At 59.6% G+C, this 19,406-nt stretch carries 14 protein-coding genes; 1 reads left to right on the top strand and 13 read right to left on the bottom strand.

All coding sequences use genetic code 11. The features are described 5' to 3' along the window. Positions 1-4: 4 nt before the first annotated feature. The 10 genes from K315_RS0106325 to K315_RS0106280 form a co-directional block, all read right to left on the bottom strand. Positions 5-1,435 carry a dihydroorotase gene (locus tag K315_RS0106325; RefSeq protein WP_029576695.1) on the bottom strand — a complete coding sequence of 477 codons (1,431 nt, stop codon included), beginning with the start codon at positions 1,433-1,435 and terminating at the stop codon, positions 5-7. Between the two features lie 39 nt (positions 1,436-1,474). Further along, positions 1,475-1,894: an aspartate carbamoyltransferase regulatory subunit gene (locus K315_RS0106320; protein WP_029576694.1), complete on the bottom strand. Its 420-nt coding sequence runs from the start codon at positions 1,892-1,894 to the stop codon at positions 1,475-1,477. Then, complete coding sequence (gene pyrB, locus K315_RS0106315; protein WP_029576693.1) at positions 1,894-2,865, bottom strand: aspartate carbamoyltransferase; 972 nt, start codon at positions 2,863-2,865, stop codon at positions 1,894-1,896. The genes K315_RS0106320 and pyrB overlap by 1 nt, the downstream gene beginning before the upstream one ends. Positions 2,866-3,117: 252 nt before the next feature. Continuing rightward, on the bottom strand, positions 3,118-6,273 hold the full coding sequence (locus tag K315_RS0106310; protein WP_029576692.1) for a bifunctional [glutamine synthetase] adenylyltransferase/[glutamine synthetase]-adenylyl-L-tyrosine phosphorylase: 3,156 nt from the start codon (positions 6,271-6,273) through the stop codon (positions 3,118-3,120). A gap of 1,266 nt (positions 6,274-7,539) precedes the next feature. After that, positions 7,540-8,409 carry a methylenetetrahydrofolate reductase [NAD(P)H] gene (gene metF, locus K315_RS0106305; RefSeq protein WP_029576691.1) on the bottom strand — a complete coding sequence of 290 codons (870 nt, stop codon included), beginning with the start codon at positions 8,407-8,409 and terminating at the stop codon, positions 7,540-7,542. 1 nt (position 8,410) lies between these two features. Further along, positions 8,411-10,717, bottom strand: a complete 2,307-nt coding sequence (metE, locus tag K315_RS0106300) for a 5-methyltetrahydropteroyltriglutamate--homocysteine S-methyltransferase (protein WP_029576690.1) — start codon at positions 10,715-10,717, stop codon at positions 8,411-8,413. A 466-nt stretch (positions 10,718-11,183) separates the two neighbouring features. After that, positions 11,184-11,744 (bottom strand): SixA phosphatase family protein, encoded by a 561-nt coding sequence (locus K315_RS0106295; RefSeq protein WP_029576689.1) that lies wholly within the window; start codon positions 11,742-11,744, stop codon positions 11,184-11,186. Between the two features lie 28 nt (positions 11,745-11,772). After that, the gene (locus K315_RS0106290) at positions 11,773-12,894 is read right to left on the bottom strand and encodes a tRNA (adenine-N1)-methyltransferase (RefSeq protein ID WP_029576688.1); all 1,122 of its coding nucleotides are present in this window, start codon (positions 12,892-12,894) and stop codon (positions 11,773-11,775) included. Between the two features lie 180 nt (positions 12,895-13,074). Beyond that, positions 13,075-14,025, bottom strand: a complete 951-nt coding sequence (locus K315_RS0106285; protein WP_029576687.1) for an ABC transporter ATP-binding protein — start codon at positions 14,023-14,025, stop codon at positions 13,075-13,077. 193 nt (positions 14,026-14,218) lie between these two features. Then, positions 14,219-14,542: a putative heavy metal-binding protein gene (locus K315_RS0106280; protein ID WP_202962331.1), complete on the bottom strand. Its 324-nt coding sequence runs from the start codon at positions 14,540-14,542 to the stop codon at positions 14,219-14,221. A 192-nt stretch (positions 14,543-14,734) separates the two neighbouring features. On the opposite strand from K315_RS0106280, the gene K315_RS0106275 reads away from it, so the two are divergent. After that, positions 14,735-15,289: a DUF308 domain-containing protein gene (locus K315_RS0106275; RefSeq protein WP_152571414.1), complete on the top strand. Its 555-nt coding sequence runs from the start codon at positions 14,735-14,737 to the stop codon at positions 15,287-15,289. Between the two features lie 113 nt (positions 15,290-15,402). Here the strand turns inward: K315_RS0106275 and K315_RS0106270 are convergent, their stop codons facing one another. The 3 genes from K315_RS0106270 to K315_RS0106260 all read right to left on the bottom strand — a co-directional run bounded on the left by K315_RS0106270 (position 15,403) and on the right by K315_RS0106260 (position 18,734). Beyond that, entirely contained in the window at positions 15,403-15,726 is a 324-nt protein-coding gene (locus K315_RS0106270; protein WP_029576684.1) for a branched-chain amino acid transporter permease, read from the bottom strand. Then, positions 15,723-16,778: an AzlC family ABC transporter permease gene (locus K315_RS09600; RefSeq protein WP_029576683.1), complete on the bottom strand. Its 1,056-nt coding sequence runs from the start codon at positions 16,776-16,778 to the stop codon at positions 15,723-15,725. The genes K315_RS0106270 and K315_RS09600 overlap by 4 nt, the downstream gene beginning before the upstream one ends. A gap of 132 nt (positions 16,779-16,910) precedes the next feature. Beyond that, the gene (locus K315_RS0106260) at positions 16,911-18,734 is read right to left on the bottom strand and encodes an AMP-dependent synthetase/ligase (RefSeq protein ID WP_152571413.1); all 1,824 of its coding nucleotides are present in this window, start codon (positions 18,732-18,734) and stop codon (positions 16,911-16,913) included. Positions 18,735-19,406 lie beyond the last annotated feature (672 nt).

The following is a 19,406-nucleotide window of genomic DNA, read 5'->3' as shown; positions in this document are numbered from 1 at the left end:
CGGTTCAGACTCCGATACGGGAGAACACCAGCCGCGAGCCGATGATAGTGGCGAGCGGCAGGCCGGTGACCTGCCAGCCGTCGAACGGCGTGTTGCGCGCCTTGGAATGGAAGTGGTTCTTGTCCACGGTCCAGTGCCGGGAGGTGTCGAGAATCGCCAAATCCACGGTTTCGGGGTGCTCCACCGCAGCAAGGTCCAGGGTGCGTTTGGTCGCGCATCGCGAGGAGGTATTCAGCAGTCCGGCCACGTCGGTCGGCGTATGCCCCATGAGGTGCTCCGGAGCCACGGACATGAGTTCGATGAGCCGCTGTTCGGAGATGTAGCCGCCGTCCACCAGCACCCGATGGCATACGCCGTACGCGCATTCAAGGCCGATGATTCCGTTCGGCGCCTGTTCAAGGCCCGCGGCCTTCTCATCTTGCGCGTGCGGGGCGTGGTCGGTGGCAATCAGGTCGACCGTCCCGTCCGCAATCGCTGCGACGGTGGCCCTGCGGTCTGCTTCGGAACGAAGCGGCGGGTTCATTTTCGCCATGACGCCGTAGGTGAGAATCGCCTCGTCGCTCAATGCAAGATAATGCGGTGCGGTCTCGCAGGTGATGGGCAGGCCTTCCGCCTTGGCTACGCGAATCGCCTCGAACGACCCGGCGGTGCTCACATGCTGGAAATGCACGTGCACGCCGGTGCGCCGCGAAGCTTCGATATCACGGGTGACGATGCGCAGCTCGGTGTCCTCGGGGATGCCGGGCACGCCAAGCTTGCGGCTGACCGGGCCCTCGTTGATGATGCCGCTGTCATGGTGTTCGCAATGCTCGATGAGGTAGAGTCCAGTGGCTTTCGCGTTGGCAAGCACCTGGTCGAGAATCGCGTCCGGGACGGCCGCGCCGTCATCGCTGATCGCGGTGACCGGATGCGCCCGTCGGCACGGGTCCTTGGCATCGTCACCGACGCCGGGCAGCTGTGCACGCCAATCCTCGGGGTCGGTGGCCTTCTCTCCGGCCCGGTCCACGGATGCGCACATGCACAGGTCGTAGCGCGCGGGCAGCATGCCGTCATGGGTCTCGTCGTAATGCTGCAGGTAGTCGATGGTGTCGCGCGCCCCTGCGGCGAGCACGTCATCCGCGCCGGGCGTGCCCGGACGTGCGGGTTTGCCGTCCATCGCGGGCAGGGTGTTCGGCATGATAAGCACCCGCGTGTAGCCGCCGGAAGCCGCTGCCGCGCACCCGGAACGCATGGATTCCTTGTAGGTCTGCCCCGGATCGCGGAAGTGGACGTGCGGGTCGGCGAACCCCGGTGCCACGGTCAGCTCTGAGGCGTCGAACTCGCCGTCGGACATGGCTCCCGGCTCGTCGAAGTAGCGCTGGGCGTCCGTGCCGGGGATCACGAGGTCGATCCTCTCCCCCGTATCCCAGACGCGGATGTCGTGCAGCGTGAGCATACTCATCGTTCCCTTCCTCGGCGCGCGCGGCGCACGGCTTTACAGCTTGGCTTCCTCGTCGCAATAGTCGCAGCGGTATTCCTGGCGTTCCGAGTGCACCAGATGGAACATCTGGTCGATTCCGCGTTCCGTGGTGGTCACGCACCGCGGATTCTTGCATTTGATGACGTTGACCATGTGTTCAGGCAGATTCGGCTTCTCCTTGCGCACGATCTTGCCGCCGCGCACGATGTCGATGGTCGCCTGGCGCGCAATGAAGCCAAGCACGTCGAGGTTCAAATCCCCCGCGTCTTCGATCTTAATGATGTCCTTCGAACCGTACTGGCGGCTGTCCGTGTTCATGATGAGCGCGAGCTTCGTGCTGGTCGGGTCGATCTTCAGGTACTGCAGTACCTTGAGCGCGGTGCCCGCGGGCACGTGGTCGATGATGATGCCGTTGCGGATGCTGGTGACTTCCATCAGGCGTGGACCTCCTCGTTCTTCCATTCCTCGTACCCGGGCAGCGTGTCGCCGACCACCGAGCTTTCCAAGGCCATGCGCATGAGCATGCCGTTGTGCACCTGCTCGAAGTAGGCGGCACGCGGATCATGGTCGACGTCCACGGAGATCTCGTTGACTCGCGGCAGCGGGTGGAGCACCGCCATGTCCGGCTTGGCGAGCTGGAGCTTCGCCTCATCAAGAATGTAGGTGTCGCGCAGGCGCAGGTAATCGTCCTCGTTGAAGAAACGTTCCTTCTGTACGCGCGTCATGTACAGCACGTCCAAATCGCCGATCACGCCGGCGAGGTCGCGCACCTCGGTGTAGGTGCACGAGGGCGCGCGCTTGATGCGGTCGATCACGTACCGGGGCATTTTCAGTTCATCTGGGCTGATGAGCACGAAGTTCACGTTGCCGAAACGGCACAGGGTCTCGACCAGCGAGTGCACGGTCCGTCCGAAGGTCAGGTCGCCGCACAGGCCGATGGTCAGCCCGGTGATCCTGCCGTAGCGCGAGGTGATGGTCGCGAGGTCGGCGAGCGTCTGGGTGGGGTGCATGTGCCCGCCGTCACCAGCGTTGATGACGGGGATGCCGAAGTCCTTGGCCGCACGGGCCGCCACGAGCGCCGCGCCTTCCTTGGGGTGGCGCATCGCGATGACGTCGACGAGATTGGACACGGTTTTCACGGTGTCGGCGATGGATTCGCCCTTGGTCACGGAGGACAATTGGGCGCCGGCGAAACCAATCACATGGCCGCCGAGCCGGAGCATCGCCGTTTCGAAGCTCAGACGCGTGCGCGTGCTGGGCTCATAAAAAAGGGTGGCCAGCACCCTGCCGTCGCAGGTATGCGCCACCTCATGACGATGCGTTTCGATGTACTGCGCTTTATGGAGCAAATCGACAATCTGGGATGTCGTCAGATCGTCAAGCGTGACCACGCTTTTGCCGACCATGGACGATGCGGTTTCTTGAGGAACGCCGTTTGCCGGCAACTGGGTACTGAGTTCAGACAAGGCTCACCTTCCTGTTGAGAGGTGGCCACCTTATGTGACCTAGCCAACTGTAGGACGATTCAGGGACATGCCGGCGGCTTGCGGCCAAGCTCGCGGCACACTCGCGTTCGGCGCGGGTTGGCCCGGCGCCACGGAGTCACCGCGGGTTCGCCGGGACCGGTCGCGTCAGCTTGCCCCAAGCCTGCCAGGAGCTTACTGCTGCCCGTAGAACAGACGTTCCACGACCTCACGGCATTGGCGCATCAAGGCGAGGATGTCGTTTTCGAATTGCTGGCCGCGATTGGCCCCATACCCGAGATATACGGCCATTCCACCGAGCGAATCGAGGTCGTCAGGCAGGATGTCCGCGCGCGCGGCACGTCCGGACCACAGGTAGTTGCCGTTGCGGGCCGCGGTGCAGATTCGCCATGCGCGACGCAGCGTGTCCGCGTCCTTGTGTCCGAGCATGTCTTGGGTTTCGAGCGCGTCAAGCGCATCCATCGTGGACCCGGTGCGCAACTCGGGACAGGTGCCGGCATGCTCCAATTGCAGCAGCTGCACGGTCCATTCCACGTCGGACAGTCCACCCTTGCCGAGTTTAAGGTGCCGGTCGCGGCGCACGCCCCTGGGCAGCCGTTCAGCTTCCATACGGGCTTTGAGCTTACGGATTTCACCGATCTGCTGCCCGTTGAGCGGTGCCGTTGGATAGCGCAGCGGATTGGCGATATTGTCAAGGAAATCATGGGCGAGCGTGCCGTCCCCCGCCGCATACCGCGCACGGATCAGCGCCTGACTTTCCCAAGTACTCGCCCAGGACCCGTAGTATTCCTCGCATGAGGCGTACGAGCGGATGAGTGGACCGTTCTTGCCTTCCGGCCGCAAGTCGAGGTCAAGGTCGATGCGTGGCTCCAACGTGGACGGGCCTTGCAGCAGGGAACGCACGTCATCAGTAACCTGTCTGGCGTAGGAGGCGGCGAGTGCCTCGTCCGGCGTTCCCTGTCCGGTATCTCCCGTGCCGTTGGCTCGGTAGATGAGAATCGCGTCGGCGTCGGAGCTGAAGTTGATTTCCCTGCCGCCGTAGCGCCCCATGCCGATGACGGCGATATCCGCCGGATATGCGTCCAGACCCATCATGGTACGGCGGTGTTCCAACGCCCAGCGCAAGGCCGCATCGATGATTGCGTCATACACGTCGGTCATGCCGGTGAGGGTGGTGTCCTCGTCGATGACGCCGCTCATCCAGCCCAGTCCGATGCGTTCGATCTCGTGCCGTCTCATGGCTCGCAACAGCGTGGCTGTGTCTTTGAGACTCGACCGGTTGCGGGTGATGATGCCGTCGCATTGCACGTCGAGGCTGGCTCGGGTGCGCGGCCTGAGTTCGTCATCGTCGCCCAGCCAGGTCACGGATTCGACCGAGCGATTGAGCGCGTCGCCCAAGAAACGCGAGTTGGACAGGATGTGGCACAGCCGTTGCGCTGCGGATTGGGAGTCGCGCAGGAAGCCGAGATAGTCGCTGTCTTCGCCAAAATGCTCTTCCAATCGTCTCCAGTTGAGCAGACCCATATCCGGGTTCTGCCCTTGCCCGAGCCACTGGAGGACGGCAGGCAAGAGGATACGATTGATGCGCGCGGCGCGTGACAGGCCGTCGGTCAACGCCTTGACGTGGCGCATGGCGGCGTCGGGGTCGGCAAAACCGATGGATTCGAACCGTTCGCGGGTCGCCTGGTCAGACAGGGTGATCTGGTCGTCATCCATGCGCGCGCTGATCGGCAACATCGGTCGGTAGTAGATGTCAAGGTGCAGGCGCCTGACTTCGCGCCGCGTCTCGTCGTAGCGTTCGACGAGCTCCTCGGGGTGCAGGCCGAAGGTACGCGCGAGCCGGCGAAGTTCCTCATTGTGGCTAAGCGCGTCGATATCGATGTCCCGTTTGCGTTCTAGGCCGCCGATATTGCCGGTTCCGAGGTCCGGGAACAGGTGGGTGCGCTTGAGTTCCCACATCTGCTGGCGGTGTTCGAGCACGCGTTCGAACCGGTAATCCTGCGCCAATAGCGTCGCCTGCTTACGCGAGACGTATCCGCCGTCGGCGAGCGCCTTGAGTGCGGCCAGCGTGCCACGTTTACGTAGTGTGGTGTCGGAGCGCCCGTGGACGAGCTGGAGCATCTGCACGGTGAATTCAACGTCCCGCAAGCCGCCTCGGCCAAGTTTGATTTCACGGTCTTTGAGATTGTCGGGGATAAGCCGTTCGACGCGCTGGCGCATCTGCTGGCAGTCCTGGACGAAATTGTCGCGTTTCGAAGCGGACCAGACGAACGGCCGGGTCATCTCCAAGTAGGCTTGTGACAGTTCGCTGTCGCCCGCGGCCGGCCGGGCTTTGAGCAGCGCCTGGAATTCCCAGTTCTGCGCCCACTGCTCGTAGTAGCTGCGATGCGATTCGAGCCGGCGGACCAGCGGGCCATCCTTGCCTTCAGGCCGAAGCCCGCCGTCAATCTGCCATAATGGAGGTTCGCTGGAACCCATGATGACGGATTGGCAGACGCGTTGCAGCATAGTGCCCATTCTGGTGCCGATGCGGGTGAGCGTGGTCGTGCCGGTGTCAGCGTCGGTGGGTTCAACCACGTAAATCAGATCTACATCGGAAACGTAGTTCAATTCCTGAGCGCCGAGTTTGCCCATGCCGATGATGCTGAACCGGCATCGTGCACTGTCCGGGGTCTCATGACGGGCGATGGCGAGCGCCGCTTCGAGTGCTGCGTCCGCGAGGTCCGACAACGCTTTACTGATTCGCGGCTGAATGTCACACGGCTGTTCGGCGGTGGCGTCAACGGCGACGATTGCGGCAAGCTGGCGGCGGTAGGCGGCACGCAGGCGGTCGGTGGCCTCCGGCAACGGCAGGGATGATTCGTACGCCAGATGTGTCTGGCCATCCTCCTGTGTGTCGGTAAGTTCCAATGTTTTGGCTTGTACCGCGTCGAGGAGCTTGGCGAACCGTTGCGGACGGTTATAGTCGCAACTATGGCAGGGGTCTAAGGCCGCGGAGCGGACAAGGTCGGCTCGGGTGCGCATGAGTTTACCCAGTTTGTCGCTCGCCCCGAGCACGGCGATGAGCCTACGCGCGGCGGTGGCGTCTTCGAGGATGCGACGCACGCTGTCATCGTCCTGCGGCAGGCCGTCGAGTATGCCGATGAGATTGTCGATTGCGGTGTCCGGGTCGAGGGCGCTCGCCAATGCGTCGGCGATCGGGCGGATATGGTCGGCGCCGATGCCGTACTCGTTAAGTGTCGAAAAAGCCGATCGAGCCTCGTCCAACCGTTGGAATCCGATATGGATGAGATCACGGGTGCTGAAAGGAAATGCCGGTGATGAATCCATAGTTCCAATATACCGCCGATGCGGGGAATACGGGCCTGATATGACAGCAACGTGATTACAGGCAGCTGTGTGACCTGTTGATCGCACCGCAGGCAGATACTGTATTACAACAGCCTCCTCCCGCGTTATATCTCCATGCTCTGGCACTGCGCAATCGCACCGCGGACAGATATCGTGACGCAACGGCCTCAATCCACGTCTATCTACAACACCGTGTAACAGCGCAATCGCACCACATGCCGATTCAACACAGCAGGCCTCTACACTCACGCATAACCGCGGGCGAATACCACACTCAGCCACCACCGCAGAGCCCTTCATCTGTATCAATCTACCCGCTATGCGTCTAAGCAATCACACAACTGGCCCATTCCGCCATGCACCAGCCCGGCGGCCGAATCAATCCTCTCCAGATGCGATTGCGAAATCACACGGCAATCCTTTACGGGGTATAGGCCAGAATGTATGTCCGGAATCAGCACCGACCCGTTGTGCTTCAAGACGCACGGGCGGTTCGAATGTGCCACGCCGCGCATGCCCGGACATACGCCGCACACCAGATACAAGTTGTTCTGTCCACCCGGGAGCCTATATGCCGGTTCGCGTATGTCCGGGCATGTGCAAACCGCAGAACACATACCAGCTCTACCATTTTTCGTCGATATCTGTTCAACTTCGCGTGCCACGACGTACAGGTCACACGCAAAGACCGGAACGATAATCCAGACTCCCACACACCCCACCACCAGACACACAAGTCGGCCAATAACACAGGAAGCACCTCCCTGCGTATCTGCGACAGAAGATGCTTCTTCTCCTTGTTGTAGCCGACCATCAGCACCTTTCAGGCAAAAAGAACGGGGCTGGAATGATTCCCGCCCCGTTCTCGGGTCTGTGCCCACTGCGTAGGCCGGTCGCCGCACTCTCGCACGACGTTCGCTCGCCTTCCATGTCCCAACGGTTTCACACAGGCGGGATGCTACACCTTCCTCTCGGGTTATCGGCCCATTCGGGCCGGCGAAGGTATCCCGCAGTGACCTCGTACAAGCCATTTCTCCCGCGCCGATTCGGGATGGTATCGCATGCCCTTCAAAATCGAGACAATCTCCCACATCCGAACAAGGCGAGACATGTCGAATGCCCGAACAATGAAGTCCAAGGCAATCCTTCAGTTTTGCAGCCCCTGCGACCCACACCACATAAGAAGCCGGCGGACAGTCACACCGCAATGGTGCGCCCGTCCGCCGGCTTGTTGCAATAGATTACTCAGGCGAAGTCTGTGCCCGTTTGCCCGGGCGAGAACAGGTCCTCGACGTTGTGCCAGATCTGCCTGGTGACAGCCGGCTTGTTCATCGAGTACAGGTGCACTCCGTCGACACCGTGGGCAACAAGGTCGGCGATCTGGTTCGACGCGTAGATGACACCCGCCTGTTTGAGTGTCTTCGGATCGTCGCCCCACTTGTCAAGCAGCGCTTCCAGCGGCAACGGCACGCGTGACAAGCACATGCGCACCATGCGCCTGATCTGCTTGGCATTGGTCACCGGCATGATACCCGCCTCAATCGGCACATCGATACCTGCGGCACGTGCCTTGTCAAGGAAGTGGTAGAAGTCCGCGTTGTCGTAGAACAACTGGGAGATCAGGTGGCTTGCACCCGCATCCACCTTGATTTTGAGATTGCTAATATCCTCGTCAAGGTCGCTGGCCTGCGGATGGCATTCCGGGTAGCATGCTCCGAAAATCGTCATATCCGGGTCATGCTCGCGAATGTACGCAACCAGATCGCTGGCATGCTCGAACGCCCCCGCGGGTTCGCGATCAGGAACCGGGTCGCCGCGCAGCGCGAGCACCGCGGACACCCCGGCCTGCTTGAACATGTCAAGTGCCTCATCGACCTGCTCGCGCGTGGTGTACTGCGCGGTCAGGTGGGCGACGACCGGGATATCGTACTCCTTGCGTATGGTGTTTGCGATGCGCGCGGTCGCCGTCCGGTCTGACGACTTGCCGGTCCCGTAGGTCACCGAAATGAAATCGGGGTTGAGGCCTTGCAGCCCGTCGAGCGTGTCGTAGATGGTTCCCACCGGCGCGTTGCGCTTGGGCGGGAACACCTCGATGGAGAACATCGGCTGGTGCATGTCACTCCCCCAGTCGTGCGCGCACCGCCTTGGCGGCGGCAACCAGATGTTCCAAGCTCGGCCAGGTTTCCGCGTTGCCACGGGTCTTCAGGCCGCAGTCCGGGTTGATCCACACCTTGTTGACGTCCATCTTGGCGAGGATCTCATCGATACGATGCTCGATCTCGGCTTCGCTCGGAATGCGCGGCGAGTGGATGTCATACACGCCGGGGCCGGCCTCGGTCTCGAAGTTCGCGTCATGGATCGCGTCCAGCACGACCAGATCGCCACGGGACGCCTCGAAGGAGATGACGTCCGCGTCCATCGCGTCGATATCGCGGATGATGTCGTTGAACTCCGAATAGCACATGTGCGTGTGGATCTGTGTGGTGGGCTTGACGGCGGAGTGCACAAGACGGAACGCCGGAATCGCCCAGTCCAGGTACTTCTTGTGCCAGTCGCTCTTGCGCAGCGGCAGCTTCTCGCGCAGGGCGGCCTCATCAATCTGGATGACCTTGATGCCGGCCTTCTCGAGATCAAGCACCTCGTCGCGGATAGCGAGCGCCAGCTGCTGGGTCTGCAATTCATGGCTGACGTCCTCACGCGGCCAGGACCAGTTGAGGATGGTCACCGGGCCGGTGAGCATGCCCTTCATGACATGCTTGGTGCGCGACTGCGCATAAGCGCTCCATGCGACGGTAATCGGCTCGGCGCGGGAGACGTCGCCCCACACGATCGGAGGCTTCACGCAGCGAGTGCCATAGGACTGCACCCATGCGTTCTTGGTGAACAGGAAGCCGTTGAGATGCTGGCCGAAGTATTCGACCATGTCGTTGCGTTCGAATTCGCCGTGGACAAGCACGTCGAGACCGATCTGCTCCTGATGCTTGATGCATTCGTCAATCTGCTGCTTGATGAACTCGTCGTACTGTTCACGGGTGATTTCACCCTTGCGCAGGCGTGCGCGTTCGGTGCGCACTTCCTTGGTTTGTGGGAAGGAGCCGATGGTGGTGGTCGGCAGCAGTGGCAGGCCGAGTGCCTCACGCTGCAGCTTCTGGCGTTCTGCGCGAGCGGGCTGGCGGACGAAATCGTCGGTGGTCAGCGCGGCGAGACGCTTGGCGACCGCCTGGTCCGGGGTGACGCGGGTGCCGTCGAACAACGCCTGGTTGTCGGCGAGTGCCTTGGCGTCGCGGCGTGCGGTATCGTCCTGGTCAGCCAACACCGCGATATCGTGCAGTTCGCCGAGCTTTTCCACGGCGAATGCGAAATGCTTGAGCACCTGCGGCTCGAGCCCGGTCTCTCCTTCGGTGCTGAACGGCACGTGCAGCAGGGAGCATGCGGTGGACACGGCGATGTTGTCGGTCTTGGTGCGCAGCGCGTCGATTACGCCAAGGCTGACGGCGTAGTTGTTGCGCCAGATGTTGCGCCCGTTGACGACGCCTGCGAAGACGGTCGTTCCCTCGGCGACGCCGTACTTGTCCACGGCGGCGAGGTTCTCGTCCTTGCCTTCGATCAGGTCGAGCCCGATGCCGTCGAAGCCTAACAGGTTCACGGTTTCGTAGATATCGGCGATGTGGCCGAAGTACGTGTTGAGCAGCAGCTTGACCTTGCCTTCGCGTGCGGGCAGGATCTTGGAATACAGGCTCTTGAACAGTTCGACATCGCCGTCTTCCTTGTCGAGCACAAGGTACGGCTCGTCGAACTGCACCCACTGGGCGCCGAGCTCGGCGAACTTGCCGAGCACCTGCGCGTAGACGGAGGCGATGTCGTTGATCAGGCCGCGGTCGAATTCGAGTTCTTCTGCCTGCGGGTCGCGTGCGAGCTTGAGGAAGGTGTACGGGCCGATGAGCACTGGCTTGGTGACGATGCCCAGCGCCTTCGCCTCGTTGAATTCGTCGAAGGGCTTGGTGCTGGCAAGGTGGATTTGCGTGGAGCTTTCGATTTCCGGCACGATGTAGTGGTAGTTCGTGGTGAACCATTTCTTCATCGGCAGCGCGGTCACGTCGCCCTTGTCGCCCTGATAGCCACGGCCGATGGCGAACAGCGTGTCCTCAGGCTGTTCGAAGCCCAGACGCTGATACCGTGCGGGGACAGCGCCCAGAAGAATCGCGGTGTCGAGCATCTGGTCGTAGTAGCTGAAATCATTGCTGGGGATGAGGCCGATGCCGGCTTCCTGCTGAAGCTTCCAATGGTTGGCGCGCAGCTGCTTCGCAGTGGTACGCACGTCCTCGAGCGTCTTGGCGCCTTTCCAATACCCCTCGATGACCTTCTTGAGCTCTCGGTTGCTGCCGATGCGCGGGAACCCGGAAACAGAAGTCAGTGCTGTCATATGGCTGTCCTCCAAAATCGAAACGGATATCTATTGCAACGCGCTCACCATATCAAAAATCCGCGTAACAAGGTCATCAGCCGATTATGGGTGTCGTTATAAGACTGACTTATATCCATGGAATTCCAGACACTGTCGGCTTCGGCACCGAACAGGCGGACACCTCGTATAAAGCGCGGTTTTCTGCGGATTGCCGTCAATCTCGGCGGTTGGTATGTGGTCTCGTCGCACGCTTTCCAGCCCGGGTGCCGTCGACCAATCAGGCGGCATCAGGCTGTGAATACCGTCAGATGAAAAACCTGGCCTGATATCAAAGAATAAGGTATTGCCATGCGACGCGAATGATTCTCGATCCTCACGGACATAGATGACTACAAACGTAGCTGACCACGCCGCCTCATGCTCACTCACACGTTATCCGGTGCACCTATTACTTGCCGTTGTTCATTCCGAGCAGCAGAGCGCCTCAGTCGCTGAAATCCTTGGGATTGAGCACTGCGAGCAGATCCGCCGCATGCACCTGCCAGCTCGAGAACGGTTTATCGGATCCGAATACCACCACCGATGCCGGGGACAACCCCAGCTGAAGACGGTCAAGTACTGACTGCTCCGAACGTTCCGATGCGATCCATTCGGATGCGATGGATACCGTGGGTTCATGGCCGACGACCATGAGTTTGTGGTATTTATCCGGCGTGCGCGCGATTTCGTCGAACACCGCCTGGACTCCGCCCTCATACAGGCTCTGCCGATAATCTACCTGCGGTCCGTCACCAAACACCTTGAGCATCCGGTCCAGCGTCTGCTGGGCGCGGACCGCTCCCGAGCACGCGATTCGGTCAGGAACCAGTCTGAGAGACTGGATTCCACGCGCCACGTTTTTCGCTTGTTTGCGGCCTTTGTCCGTCAGCTCACGGGCACGGTCCCCCACCAGATTCGCCGGTTCGGTTTTCGCGTGACGCATCACCAGCAGCACGTACCGATATCGGTCCGCTGTCTTGGCGATGTTCTTCAGTGATTGTGCCATTTCCTGCCTCTTTCGACTTGGTTTGTCCTTAATCCAACTCCAAGAAAGCATCATCCGCGGATGTGGCGGCGCTGGATTGCTGCCCTGATTGTGCGGAGGAGATGTTGGCGACCTGCGCATCGAGGTCGCGGAGGACTTTGCGCAGTTTTCTGTCGGAGATATCGCGCAGTTCCAAGTCTTCGAGCTGCGCTGCACGTTGCTGCGCACTCAACTCGTCGACATCGGTGGTTGTGTCCTTCGTGGCGCGATCCCGCTTATGCAATGCATGGCATCCTTCGGCCATGGCACGGGTGACGACGAGGAAGCCTGTATGCCCAATCATCTGATGGTCCGGGCGGACAGCCAAACCTTGGGCCTTCCAGCTGCGTTCCAGTGTTTCCTGGATGTCCGGCTCGGTCCACACCCCCGTCTGCCGCAGGGACTCGGCCATACGACTCAACTGCGTGGTCGTGGTGACGTAGGCGACAAGCACCCCGCCGGGGGCGATGACACGATACGCCTGTTCCAGGCGATTCCACGGATCAAGCATGTCGAGCACGATTCTGTCGAAGACATGCTCCGGCAGTTCACGTGCGACACTGTCAAAATCCCCAATGCGCAAATCCCACCATCCAGGACGCTCACCGAAATACACGGTGGCGTTCCCGAGGGCGACCTTCGCGAATTCCGGCCTCATTTCGATGGTGGTCAACGACCCTTCGCACCCCACGGCATCCAGCAGATTCAGACTCATGGCCCCGGACCCCGCGCCGGACTCCAGAACCCTCATGCCTCGCCTGATGTCTCCCAACTGGATGACCTGCGCGATGTCTTTCGGATACATGATCTGCGCGCCCCTAGGCATGGACAGCACATAATCGGCCAGACGCGGACGCATCACCGCGTACTCCCACCCGCCGATCGCGCGCGCGGACTTCCATGGTTTGCCTTCATCACGTTCGGGATGCTGTTGGTTGATCTGTGCTTCACGTTTCGCTTTGACAGTCGTGACCACAATCCCCTCGGTCCGCCCAATGATCTGGTCATGCATGATCAAGCCGTGCTCGGTTTGGGTTGTACCACCTACGGTCAGCTGGTCGGTGATCCGCTTGCCTTTCCGGTCGGTGAATTGCACCTTCTCACCGGCCTGCAACACTCCTCGGTTCGGCATACTGTCCTTTCCCCGCGTACTACGCGCTATTCGTTACTCTGTGTCTATGCTATCGCCGTCGGCGAAGTCCCGTCGGCGTACCCGCTTCCCCGTTTGAACGAGTCATCGTTTCCAGTCATCATCGCCCATCATCGTCTCCACGCGAACCAGCTCTGGCCGGATGGCAAATCCGATGCAGCATCAGATGGCGTAGGCACCCCACCTGTTGTGCTCATGGGTGACATTGAGCTGCAAACCTAATATGCCGCTGAGCCGTTCAGAGGTGAATCCGCGCTCAAGATCGCCTGCGTAGACGATGGTGCCCGGTTGCGGGTCTCCCCCGGCGACATTGGTTTCGTAAGCGTCTGCCTCGGAGCCTTCAAGCCTGCCCATAATCGCGACATGGTCGAACCCTTGGGGGATTTCTTCCAGCCGATGCGTCACGAGCACCACGGTCCGGTCTCTGTCTTCCCTGCCGATTCTGGCGAGCGCGCGAAGCGCAATTTCACGACCACCCAAATCAAGACCTGTTGTCGGCTCGTCGAGAATCAGCAGCTGAGGATCAGCCATCAGCGCACGGCAGATGAGTACACGTGTGCGTTCCCCCTCAGACAGGCGATACATTTGCTTGCCTTCGAGATAGGAGATATTGAATTCGGCCATCAGCTGCCGCGCTTGTTGATACTCCTCGGGAGTATACGTATCACGCCAACGGCCCAAGGTGGCCGTGAGCGCGGTGACGACTGCGTCCAACGGGTCCTCCTGCGGGGGCAGTTCCCTGGCGAGCGACGCGGAGCTCAATCCGATTAAGGGACGGTACGAGAATACATCGACTTTGCCAAGCCTGTTGTCGAGAATATCAACCGTTCCCTCCGAGGGGAATCCTCTGGTGCTCATCATGTTGACGAGCGTGGATTTTCCGATGCCGTTCGGGCCAAACAACACCCATTTCTCCCCTCGAGCGATGGTCAGGTTCACATCGGTGAGAATCACCCTGCCTCGTCTGCGGAATTCGACACCGGACAGCTTGATCGCCGGGGTCTCGCTCCCGGTGGGATTGAGATCATGTCCGCGCACAGCATCACGACCGGACGATTCGCGCCTGCCGTGCCCCGGTGTCGCTCCTGTTAGTGTAGGTTCAGTCCTGCTCATTTCAAGCCATCCTTTGTTTGTACGTTTAGTGTTTGCGCTGAGGTCGGTATTGAGCCATCCGATATCGTCTCCACGTTGTCCGTAATACTGCAGCCAGGCACACTCGGTGAACATATTCCGCCATGCAGCCCGCGGATGCAAAGTGGAATCTTCTATTCGAAGATACGCAATGAGGTGCGCTGCGCCGCCAGTATCAAGAAACCACGACCGCCGTGCCGCTCGCGGTGACCATCAGCATGTTCGAGCCTTCGCCCAGAGTCTCGTAGTCGATGTCAACGCCGACTACGGCGTTCGCGCCGTACTGTTGGGCGCGTTGCGCCATCTCATTAAGCGCCTGCTCGCGCGCTTTCATGAGTTCATCTTCGTATGACTGAGAACGGCCTCCGAAGAAGTTCCTGGCTCCGGCGAACATGTCTTTGACGACGTTGACGCCCGAGACGACTTCGCCAAAGACGATGGGCTTGTATTCGACGATGGCGTGGCCTTCGATGGTGGGGGTGGTGGTCAGGATCATCAGCTTGCCTTTCTCATGGTCATGGCTCTTGCACGTAGAATGTCAGTGTATGGCAATTCTATCCCGGCGACACGCCGAGAAAAATAACCGGATACCGTGTGCTGACACGACTTGCATAGACGCCCCGACGAGTACCATGGTGGATGACCAGACTGAAACGTTCATCGACGAAGTGGTTGAAAGGACCGGCCAAACATGAATTCACCAATGATCAAACCGATACTGTACATGATTCTCGGCGCGTTGCTGCTCATCAAACCGGATTCCAGTCTGCTGTTGGTGCAGTTCACGGGATTTGCGCTGATTCTGTGCGCGGTATTTCTCGGCTATACCGGTCTGAAAGCCCGCAAATCGGACGACGATACAACCGACAACGAGTCAACGCTGACGCTGTTCTCGTGTGCGGTATGTGCTGTGGTCGGTATAGTATTCCTGATGTCGCCCGGCGTGTTCGTCTCATTGGTGTTTGTGGCGCTGGGTATCATCATCATGGTGTCCGCGGCATTGGATTTGGTGCCTGTCTTGCGAGAAGGCGGTGCCTCCCAGCAGCTTGGCATGGTCATCCTTGATATTGTAGCGCTCGTCGTCGGATTGGTCATCACGATCCATCCCGGAGGCGCGAACGACATGCTGTGGCGGATCGTCGGACTGTTGCTGCTCATCAACGGCGTGCTGGGCCTGGTCGATATCATACGGAATCCGCGTCGTACTGTCGTGGATACGACAACAGCGGACAACAACAATCAGTAAGCGCGGCAGCAGCCGCGAGAGATAGTTCCGCCCGAGCGTCGGCAAATCGATCTGTCAGCACCCGGGCGGAGCTGCAATGCTGCATGCATTGTACATGCCAAGCAGATACCGCACTACAACAGGTGGATGAGCACCATATAGCACAGTGTTCCCCCGACCATCGGCGTCAGCATGTCACGTCTCCACGCGTATAATCCCGTGACGACCAGCAAGGAGATGAGTTCCGGCAAACCGTGTGAGCCACTGATGACACTCACATTCCTCAGGCAATAGACAATCAGCAGCCCGAACACCGCAGGCGCCAGCACTTTGCCTAGATACTTGACGACGGGCGGTATCGGGCGGTTTTCCGAAAACACGAGATATGGGGTGAACCGTGTGGTCACCGTGCCCAGAATCACCACGAGTATCGTGATCAGCTGCTGTTGCCAAGTCATTGTTGTTCCTTAGGTTTCATGCCGCGTTCCAACGGACGGCGTATCGCGAGCAGCAGTACAAGAATGATAGCCATGGCGGGGATGATGAAGCGTTCCGGACCGAACACCAGCAACGCGGCGAGCGAGCCTACGACCCCGATGAGTTCGCAGACATGGTCGGTCAATACGTGGCGCAACGATGTGCCATCCTGGAACCATTGCTGCAGGAAAATCACCATGAACATCGCCGTCATCACGAAATCAAGACCGCTGATATCCACAGTGATGAGACTGCCGAACACAGCGCCTGCCGCTGATCCCACGACCCAGTACATCTGGTCGAGGAAGGAAACCCAGAAGTAGAACCATCCGCGGTCCACGTGCCGGTCGCGCGGAATGCGGGCGGAATAATTCACCGAGAACGTCTCATCGCTCGTCGTAAAAATGAGATACGGCTTTTTCCAACCCATATTCCGGTATTTGCCAAGCATTGCGATCCCATAGAACAAGTGGCGCGCCCCGACCACCACAGCTGTCAGGAGCGCAGACAAAGGGTTGAACGACGATGACAGGATCCCCACGAGGAGGAATTCCATCGAACCGGTGTATATCACCAGTGCCGTAACGATGGGGAGCCAGAACGGGAATCCGTGAGTGGTCATCAACACCCCATACGTGATACCCAGGAACAGGTATCCGGTCAAGACAGGCAGCGTGTTCGGCCATGCCCACCGCAGGGCGGTCAGGATGCGGTCGCGCCTTGATTCGGTTGAGGCGTAAGAGACGAATCTGGAAGCGGACGCGGAATCGCCGTCAATATCGTGTTCGCCGATATGGTCGGTGACTTGGCCGGCAGTACGGCTGTCGGCACAATCAATATGACGGTCGGATGCAGCCAAACGGTCGGCAACACCGGAATCCACGCTTTCACGGTGCTCAACGCCGACCGGAGCAACGATTCTCTGGTCATCAGCTGCGGAACCGGCGACCGCGGAATGTGCCAATCCATCTGCGGTATCGGCGCCTTCTGCTTGTGCACCTCGGTCAGCATCAACGGCTGGATGCTCGCTCATACCCCTCCTGTCCTTGTTTCAGTAGCGGCGCGCGTGGTACCACCGGGTAGTTCCACCCCATAGTAAGTCGAAAGCCGTCTGACGGTCGGAACCCGTCAGACGGCCTCGTCTCGTTGGAGCTACTGATTGGCGTTATTTCTTACGCGGCACATAGATCTGATGATCGATCAGATCCTTGTAATGCTCGACAATTGCCTGGCGCCGCGCCTTGAGGCTCGCCGTCAGCATGCCGTTCTGCTCGGTGAAGGTGTCCGGCAGGATTTCGAACTTCCTGATGGATTCAGCCCTGGATACCAGCTCATTCGCCTTGTTGACCGCACGCTCGACCTCCGAGTAGATAATCGGATTGCGACTGGCTTCGTCAAGATCCTTGCACGGTTCGGCACCTTGGGATTCAAGCCACGCGTTGGCGTCGGCCAAATCAATCGTCACCAGTGCCGCGATGAACGGCTTGCGGTCACCGATCACCACACACTGATCGACAACAGGGGATGTCATGACGCTGGCTTCAACCTCGCCCGGAGACATGTTCTTGCCGCCTGCGGTAATGATGATATCTTTCTTGCGCCCGGTGACTTTGATGTACCCGTCTTCGCTGATATCTCCCAAATCGCCGGTATGCAGCCATCCGTCGACAATCTGGCTCTTGGTGATTTCGGGATGGTTATGGTAGCCGATGCAGACGGCCGGGCTCTTGATGTACAACTCGTCATCATCGGCGACTGCGAAACTCACTCCCTGGAACGGCTTGCCCAATGTGCCGATACGATAGCCGACCGTCGGGTTGACGCAAGCAGGAGCGCAGGTCTCAGTCATACCGTAGCCTTCCAGCAGTGGCAGACCGACGCCGTTGAAGAAGTGCGCGATCGACATGTCCAGAGGGGCGCCGCCACACACCGCGTATTCGCATTGTCCGCCGAAGACGTCCATGATCTGCTTGTATACGAGCTGGTTGTAGATGGCATGCTGAATCCGCAGAGAAACCGGAATGCTACCACTCTGCTGGGCACGGGACCATGCACGTGCGATATTAGTGGCACGAGCGAAAATCCGTCCTTTTGTGCCTTTGCCGGCTTTCTGCGAGGCGGCGTTGTAGATCTTCTCGAAGACTCGCGGTACAGCAAGGACGAAGGTCGGTTTGAACGCATGGAAATCAGCGAGCATCGACTTGAAATTGCTGGACAGACCGAGCGTCACATTCCCGGCGAAACACACATACTGCATGTATCGCGCGAAGACGTGGGCTAGCGGAAGGAATAGCCACAGACGACGACCGGGCTTGGTGACGACATCAGGCATGGTGATGGTGCCGGACATCACGATGAATACGAAATTTCCGTGGCTCAGTTCGATACCCTTTGGAGTACCGGTAGAACCCGACGTATAGACGATGGTCGCGAGATCGTCACCCTTGACAGCATGCGCACGTTCATAGAACTCTCGGTCGGACACGCCTTTGCCGAAAGTCTCAATGGCGTCGAGCGCATCAATCGCAATAACATAGACGTCTCCCAGCTCAGGGCATTCCTGCCGGACAGACTCGATTTTGTCACGCTGGCCGTCATCTTCGGCGAAAGCCATGCGTACATGCGAATCGTTGAAAATCATGCGTACTTGTGCAGGAGAGTTGGTCTCATACACCGGAACAGTGACTGCGCCAATGGACATGATGGCCAGATCAAGGGCAGTCCATTGCCATGATGTATGGGCGATGATGCCGACAGAATCGCCTGGCATGATGCCGCGTGCGATCAGTCCTTTGGCCAAGGCAACGACTTTGTCCTTGAATTCAAGGGCGGTGAAGTGCTGCCAGCTGCCGTCAGCACCGTGATACTCAATCAGCGTATCTTCCGGAGTCCGCTCGGCACGATCCTCAAGGATGGTGAAGATGCTGCGATCAGCATTGATCGGTGTGGTGAGTGGCTCAGTGTATTCCTTGATGATCTTGCTCGTCATATATTCTCCCGTGGGACGAATCCCGTAGGCCTTGCAATCACATGATGATCACAGGGCCATGATGTATGGACATATCCATAAACAGTCTAATAGAAGGTGCCAATTTCAGTGACGCGTGTTGTTCTGCGTGTCACGCTGCTGGTGCGTATTACACTACTGTCAAACATTCTGTACAGTTTCTGTCCCCGGTATTCAAAGTTTGGTGCTTCTCGGACATATGGGAACCAGGGTTGTTGCTTATGATTCCCGCAGGTGTTGTGGCCGTAGGCGTGTCGTGGCATCGGACGTGTATCCCGTGTCCTTGCCGGCCGCAGGGGATGCAACCGAGCTTGCCGTGCGGGCCGGGGAGTTTTCAAATGCGTTTGCCGGGACATGCGCCATATGCCGGAAGCAGGCGCCCGGCAGGCCTGATATGCCGGTAGCGGGGCGCCGCGTATGCCCGGTCATGCGCGGGCCGGCGAATGCCGGGCGATCCCGTCGTTGCCCGGCACCTTCCGTCTGGTTGTGTATGCCGCCGCATACGCGAAGAAATGGATCGCCTAAAGCAATACCTTTGGTTCCTATATGCCGTGCCTGTCGTGTGTGTGGTTGGGTTCTTGCCGGTTCACGGACGGGGTGTGCCATGGGCTTGTCCCGGCATGCCCCGTCGTGTTTGTTCGGGTGTGGGTGGTG

The sequence above is a fragment of the Bifidobacterium thermacidophilum subsp. thermacidophilum DSM 15837 genome (genome assembly GCF_000426425.1).
Taxonomy (GTDB): Bacteria; Actinomycetota; Actinomycetes; order Actinomycetales; family Bifidobacteriaceae; genus Bifidobacterium; species Bifidobacterium thermacidophilum.
Note: the sequence above shows the minus strand (reverse complement) of the source record. Positions and strands in the feature narration are given on the sequence as shown.